5 protein-coding genes are annotated in these 6,987 nt (G+C 62.4%); 4 read left to right on the plus strand and 1 reads right to left on the minus strand.

Annotation, left to right across the window (positions count from 1 at the left end; translation table 11 throughout):
- Nucleotides 1–20: 20 nt before the first annotated feature.
- Entirely contained in the window at nt 21–1,067 is a 1,047-nt protein-coding gene (gene murB, locus JAO77_RS19805) for a UDP-N-acetylmuramate dehydrogenase (RefSeq protein WP_198992164.1), read from the plus strand.
- 102 nt (nt 1,068–1,169) lie between these two features.
- On the opposite strand, the gene JAO77_RS19810 is transcribed toward murB, so the two are convergent.
- The gene (locus JAO77_RS19810) at nt 1,170–4,094 is read right to left on the minus strand and encodes an MSEP-CTERM sorting domain-containing protein (RefSeq protein WP_198992165.1); all 2,925 of its coding nucleotides are present in this window, start codon (nt 4,092–4,094) and stop codon (nt 1,170–1,172) included.
- Between the two features lie 434 nt (nt 4,095–4,528).
- Here JAO77_RS19810 and JAO77_RS19815 point away from each other — a divergent pair, with 434 nt between their 5' ends.
- From JAO77_RS19815 to JAO77_RS19825, 3 genes are all read left to right on the plus strand, one after another.
- The gene (locus JAO77_RS19815; RefSeq protein WP_198992166.1) at nt 4,529–5,677 is read left to right on the plus strand and encodes a putative sensor domain DACNV-containing protein; all 1,149 of its coding nucleotides are present in this window, start codon (nt 4,529–4,531) and stop codon (nt 5,675–5,677) included.
- Between the two features lie 62 nt (nt 5,678–5,739).
- The gene (locus tag JAO77_RS19820; RefSeq protein ID WP_198992167.1) at nt 5,740–6,543 is read left to right on the plus strand and encodes a HipA family kinase; all 804 of its coding nucleotides are present in this window, start codon (nt 5,740–5,742) and stop codon (nt 6,541–6,543) included.
- Nucleotides 6,530–6,907 carry a DUF3037 domain-containing protein gene (locus JAO77_RS19825; protein WP_198992184.1) on the plus strand — a complete coding sequence of 126 codons (378 nt, stop codon included), beginning with the start codon at nt 6,530–6,532 and terminating at the stop codon, nt 6,905–6,907. Before JAO77_RS19820 ends, JAO77_RS19825 begins: the two co-directional genes overlap by 14 nt.
- Nucleotides 6,908–6,987: the final 80 nt, after the last annotated feature.

Genomic DNA, 6,987 nt, shown 5'->3' on the forward strand with positions numbered 1-6,987 from the left:
TATGGCCCGACCTTTGCGCCATGCCGCACCTAGAAGAACACGTTTCGCTCCGCCCCTACAACACCTTTGGCCTCGACGTGCAGGCCCGCTACTTTGCCCGCTTTGCCTCGGCCGATGAGCTGCGCCAGCTATTGGCGCTGCCCGAGGTGCAGGCCGGGCCACTGCTCATCCTAGGGGGTGGCTCCAACCTGCTGCTTACGCAGAGCTTCGGCGGCGTGGTACTGAAAAACGAGATTAACGGCCTGGAAGTCATTGGCGAAGATGCCGACACGCACACCGCCCTACTGCGCGCTGGGGCCGGCGAAAGCTGGCACGGCTTAGTAGAGTACGCCTTGGATGAAGACCTGCACGGCGTGGAAAACCTGTCGCTCATACCAGGCACTGTGGGCGCAGCGCCGCTTCAGAATATTGGGGCCTACGGCGCCGAGCTGCAAGACACCTTCGAGCGGCTCGAAGCGCTGGAAATCAAGACCGGGCAGCTGCGCGTTTTTGGCAAAGAAGAATGTGGCTTCGGCTACCGCGAAAGCGTATTTAAGGGGCCGCTCAAAAACCAGTTTGTCGTGACGGCCGTGGTGCTACGCCTGCACCGCGCTGCCGCCCAGCGCCCCACCAACGTGCGCTACGGCGACATTCAAACCACCCTGGCCGACCTAGGAATCGAGGCCGAGCCCACACCGCGCGACGTGAGCCGCGCCGTGGTGCACATTCGCCGCTCGAAGTTGCCTGACCCGGCCGAAATCGGTAATGCGGGCTCGTTTTTCAAGAACCCCGAAGTGTCGCAGCACAAGTTCGATGAGCTCAAAAGCCGCTACCCTACCCTGCCCGGCTACCCCGTGCCCGGCGGCGTGAAAGTGCCCGCCGGCTGGCTCATTGAGCAGGCTGGCTTTAAAGGCCTGCGGCGTGGCGCGGGCCAGGGTACCCACGGCGTGCACGACCGCCAAGCGCTGGTGCTCGTGAACCACGGCGGGGCCACTGGGCAGGAATTGCGCGAGCTGGCCGAAGAAATAATTCGCGCCGTGCGCGATTTATTCGGCATCGAACTGCACCCCGAAGTGAATATTTTGTAGCTGGCCAGGCAGCTAGGCTGTTTTGGCTAAGCACCTAAGTAGCACGTAGCCATAGCGCGCAGCAGAAGCTTCGCGCTGTGGCTACGTGATGGCAGTTAAGCATTAGCCCGCCACACGGTAGCGCTGCCGCAGTTGCCGCACCCCTAGGGCCAGCCCAAGTAGCAGTAAAAACCACTGGCCGCCATCGAGGGGCACGGCGGTGGCATCGCTATTGGGATGCGGCGGCTCGGTTTCCTGGGCGTCGAGGTTAAGGTTAGCGGCGAGCACCTCTTCTTGCTTGCGCTGGAGGGCAGCTTTTTGCGCGTCATTTTCCAGCGCCAGGTACGCCGTTAGCGGCGTGAGGATACCAGCCCGAAAGCTAGCCTGAATGAACGGCACGTGCCCCTGCTCGGCCGCCTCGGGATGCAGGCTTTGCCACTGCTCGAAGCCGTGCAGCAGTAGGCCAGTCAGCCAGCGAGTAGACGCCTCACCAGGCACGGCCAGTGGGTCGGCCGGGTGCGGCAGCACGAGAGCCGGCTCATTGGTATCGCGTAAGTAGGCTTGGGCGCGACTCGCATTGGGCCAAGCGCGCACTGCGGACACGGTGCTGGAAACGGATGGTACGCTAGCTCGCGCCGTGGCTGAGGCTTGGCGCAGCGAGTGCGCTTCGAGGCGGCAGTCGGGTAGCAGCACGTAAAAGTCATCGCTTTCGGGATAGGCTGCTTGCAGGTCGGCAAAATCAGCGGGCAGCACGGCATTGCCAAGGCTATCGGTCACGACTACCAGCCGCGGGTACGTGGCGGTGGAGTGCAGCTGGGCGGCTGTGAGGGTGCGGCGCACGGCCCCGGTGAGGTAGCAACCGCCTATGTTTTTAAATTTGGTGAGTGCCTGCGGCCAATCGGTGCCTTCGCCTAGTGGCGTTGTGTAGGTGTTCACTAAGCTAAAGCGGGGCGGAGCGGCCAGTGGCTGGGTGCGCAGCAGCGCTTGCACCCGCTGCACGTAGCTGGCCTTGGCCCCGGCTTGCGCCTGCGATGCATCGAGCAAAAAGTGATAGTAGGGCCGCCGCTGCACCAGCGGCAGCTGGCGCTTAGCCGCGGCACCTAGGTACACCACTGCACTGCCCGAGGTAGCTAGGGGCACTACATTGGCCGGCGCGGCATCGGGCGTGCCAAGCTGCACCGTGCGGCCGTCGACGGCGAGGGTCAGCGGCTCTTTGTGCAGCAGCTGGATGCCCGTGCGGCGCACCTCTTTCCCTACCACCGGATACACGCGCAGCGAGAGCTGATTGGGCCCGATGTAGGAAAGCAGGCCGGGGTCGCGGCTCGACCGCTCATTCACAATCTGGGTGTAAACCCAGGTAGCGGCCTTGCGCTCGGCCAAGATGCCAAACTCGCGGCGCTGGCCGATGTCGAGGTAGTAGTTGCCTACCCAGCAGCCGGGCGGCAGCGTGAGGACGGTACTGTACTCGGCCTGGCGGCTAGCGTCGGTATTGGCAACGGCCAAGTCAACCCAGCTCACCCAGGCTTGCTCTTTCGCATTGTAGGTGCTGCGGGCGGTGAGCTGTCGCAGCGTCGGCTGCGCGGTGGTCGGTCCTTGGTCTTCGGCAAAATTGGTGCCGGGCACCCAGCGGCTCCAGCGCGGGCGCCCGGCCAGGGGCTCGGTACCCACAAATATCTTTTGCAGGTCGGCTATTTTGCTTTCGGGCAACGTGAGATTGTCGAGCACCAGCCAGTTGTAATACGCTGACAGATACGGCTGCTGCGAGCCCATAAACAAGTCCCAATTGGTGTCTTTGTGCCGCTGCACCACCGCCAAGGTGTAGGCCAGCGCCGCCGCATCGAGGTCGTAGTGCTTCGTATAATCGGGGCTGTAGGTGTATTCCAACGCCTCGTGCAGCACTTGGCGCTGGTGCCAGTAGCTGCCCGTGAGGCCCAGTGGCAACACGGCTAAGCCGCCCACTAGCACCGCCCGCCGCACCAGCGGCGTGAAGTGCGCTTGGAGCGCCCCTAGGTCGTCGTGCAACGTAGTCACGTGCACAACCAGCAGCATAAGCGGCGCCAGCATCAAAAAGCCCGAGCCGATGGCAATAACCGCTACTAGCGACAGCGGCAAGAAGGGCAAAAATACCAAAAAGAAATACCCTGTGTAGCCAAACAGCGCACTGCGTGCCCCCAGCAGCGCCAGCCGCCCGTGCGGCCCTAGGCGGCCGGCAGGCAGGCACAGCAGTACCCCGTTCAGCACCGCTAAGCCATAAAACCAGAAACTATTGAAATTACCGAAAATACCCTCTTGCGTGTCGGTGCTGAAGTGCCCGAAAAGCAGCCCGGAATTCACCGCCAGCCCCAGCACAGGCAGCACGATAGTCAGCACCACTTTCCAGATAATGCTATAGTCGGCCCACTCTTTCTCTTGGCTTAAGCTCAGGATGTAAACCGCCCGCACCAAGAAGAATAAAAACAACAGTGGCCCCACCGCAAACACTCCAATAACCCAGGCATAGCCGCTCGGGGTACCGGGCTCAAACCAGCCGCTCATCAACCCCCATAGGCCCATCATCATTCCCAGCGCTAGCCATGCTCCTACCGGCACGGCCACGGCGAGCCCTAGGTTGGCAAGGGCGCTGTAGGGCCGGCCAGCCGGAGTAAAGCGCACTACTAATACCAGCAGCGCGTGCGCCAGCGTGGGCATCACGAAGGTCCAGATGTAGATTAGAATATCCGTGGGCACCATCCAGCGCGGGATGCTGCGGGGCAGCGCCTCATCGGCATGGTAGGTGTAGAGGCCCACAAACAGGCTATAGGCTATCAGCGCGGCCAGCGCATACCAGGGGCTCACCTCCTGCTTGTGGGCCCAAGCCCACCCTAGGTAGCCTAAACTCGCCAGCCCGAGCCCACCTAGGCTCCACCCGAAGCGCTGCCACAACTCGATACTCTGCGGTGGCAGCAAGGAGTGGATAATCGAAAACTCGCCGTAGCAGAGCACCGCCAGCAGCAACAGGGGGCCAACAGTTACTAGAAGTAGCCACTTGGGGTTGAGAAGGTTGCGCATAGCAAAATACAAGTGCAGAAAAAAGAAGGGCGCGTGGGTGAGTAGCTAGCAAGCGCTAGACTTTGGCTAAGCAGCACGTGGTGAAATAGCCGGCGCAAATGTATTACGAAGAACTTTGCATTTCAAAGTTTAATAAAAATGAAAACCTTTTACTGCTATTCTGCACTGCTTTAAAGCGGTGTTCTTAGAGCCGCATCTTACCCCCAACTGCGTAGAAAGGCAGCACCTAGGGCTATATCGCAGCGATAGAGCCATCCATGCCAGATGCCAAGAGCGGCGCGGCGTCGCATGCTACTTAATGAGCTTGAAATTGGGTAAAGCAAAATCCTATAGTTTGCTGTTCTTCTTATCGCTCGGTGGTATGCCTTGCTTCCGGGAGCTACGAGCTACCAGCCTAAGGCCCTGGTGACGCTCCTATCCGCTTATTTCGCTATATGCTTTCCGAACCTACTTACTTGGCGGCCCGCATGGTCGCGCCCGCGTTGGCGGTGCATTTTGCCCAGCACTGGGCCGATGCCGCGCGGCTGGGCGGGCCGCTGCTGGCCGCTCCGCCCGACGCCCCGCTTATTGAGGCAGTTATTGATGTGGCCTTTTGGGCCAGCCTACGCCGCGAGGAAGGCCGGCCGCCGCGTATTTCGCTGGCCCTGCTAGCACCCGCCGATGCCGAGCGGCCGTTGCGGTTTGCGCACCGGCTGCGCCTCACGCCCCAGGCCCTCAACAAGCTGGCGCCGGCCGTAGAGCAGCCTGGCGTGCACCTAGGGGTGGGCCAAGACGAGCAGGGCCTCTACCTATGGGGCACCATCACGCACGTGCCGCCGGTGTGCTTTGTGCTCGAAGTGGTAGAGCCCGGTCTGCTGGTGGCCAAGCACCGCCGGGCCGACGGCTTTGGCAAGTTTGTGAATGTGGCCGTGCTACGCGGCGACCAGGTGCGGGTAGTAGACGAGGAAAACCGCGGCCTGGCCGACTACCCCGCCCTACGCGAATCGTTGCCGGCTATCTCGCTTTCGTCTAGCGCGGTGCGCGGCACCAGCCCGGCCGTGGAGGTGCTGCTAGAACTGGCCCGCGCCATGCGCGCCCACGGCCGCGGCGGCCTGGTGCTGCTGGTGCCCGCCGGCTCCGAGGCCTGGCACGAGTCTATTGTGCAGCCCCTCAACTACCCCGTGGCCCCGGCCTACGACAACATCGCCACGCTGCTCAGCGAACCCGACCACACCCAGCGCGACTGGCAAGACAACCTGCTCGATACTATTGCGGTGGTGGGCGGCTTTACGGCGGTCGATGGCGCCACGGTCATCACGCAGCAATACGACCTGCTGGCGTTTGGGGCCAAGGTTACGCGCCGCGCCACGGGCTCGCCCGTCGAGCAGCTCATCGTGACCGAGCCCGTGGTGGGCACCAGCGCTACTACCCTGCACCCGGCCAAAAACGGCGGTACCCGCCACCTAGCTGCCGCGCAGTTTGTGCACGACCAGCACGACGCCGTGGCCCTGGTAGCCTCGCAAGACGGCAATTTCACGGTCTTTACCTGGTCCGAGCAGCTCGCCATGGTGCACGCCCACCGCATCGATGTACTGCTGCTCTGAGTCTGCTTAGGCTCGTTTCTCTCTTATCGGCCCGTCCTTTGCGGCTTCTGCCACGCTTTTCTATGCCCGCTCCTACCCTCGCTCTGCGCACTGTACAAGTCACGCGCTACATCACGCCGCTGCGCGAAGGCGGCTCACTGCCTGCTTTGGTGGAGGCCGACGATGGCTTTATGTACGTAGTGAAGTTTCGCGGTGCGGGTCAGGGTATCAAGGTACTAGTGGCCGAGCTGATAGTGGGCGAGTTGGCCCGCGCTCTAGGGCTGCGCGTGCCCGAACTGGTATTTTGTGAGCTCAATGAAGCCTTTGGCCGAGCCGAGCCCGACGAGGAAATTCAAGACTTACTTAAGGCGAGCGTGGGCCAGAACCTGGCCCTGCACTACCTAGCCGGCGCCAGCACCTTCGACCCGCTCGTGACCAAGGTAGAGCCCGCACTGGCCTCGCTCATTGTGTGGCTCGACTGCCTAACGCTGAACGTGGACCGCACCGCCCGCAATACCAATATGCTCATTTGGCACAAGGAGCTATGGCTCATCGACCACGGTGCGGCGCTCTATGTGCACCACACCGGCCCCGACTGGGCGCAGCCCCGCCCCCAGCCGCGCACTTTCGGGCAGGTGAAAGACCATGTGCTGCTGCCCCAAGCCAGCGAGCTGGCCGCCGCCGATGCTGAAGGCCACGCCCGCCTCACGCCCGAGGTGTTGCGCGCCATTGTGGCCCTGGTGCCCGATGAGTGGCTCACCGACGAATCGTCGGACCTGGCGCCCGCCGAGCGGCGCGCCGAGTACGTGCAGTTTTTGGAAGCGCGCCTAGCGGCTTCCGCCTTTTTTGTTCAAGAAGCCCAAGCCGCCCGCCATGCACTTGTTTGAGTACGCCGTGCTGCGCGTGGTGCCGCGCGTCGAGCGCGAAGAATTTCTAAACGTGGGCGTTATCCTATTCTGCCCCGCCCAAGGTTTTCTGCAAGTCAAGTTTGAAGTAAACGAGGCGCGCCTGCGCGCCTTTGCCGGCCACCAGCTCGACTTAGGCGAGTTGCACGAGCGCTTGCGCTCGTTCGAGCGCATTTGCCGAGGCCGGGCCGAGGGTGGGCCCATCGGGCAGCTAGCGGTGGCCTCGCGGTTTCGCTGGCTCACGGCCCAGCGTAGCACTGTGGTACAGACCTCGCCCGTGCACCCCGGCCTAAGTGCCGATGCAGCCACCACCCTAGGTCGGCTGTTTGCGGAGCTGGTGCAGTAAGTCTAAGGTTCTGCTGCCATTAAAAAGGGAAGTCCGACTAGTACTAGTCGGACTTCCCTTTTTAATGGCAGCAGAACCTT

It is taken from the genome of Hymenobacter sp. BT559 (assembly GCF_016427535.1).
In the GTDB taxonomy this organism is placed as follows: domain Bacteria; phylum Bacteroidota; class Bacteroidia; order Cytophagales; family Hymenobacteraceae; genus Hymenobacter.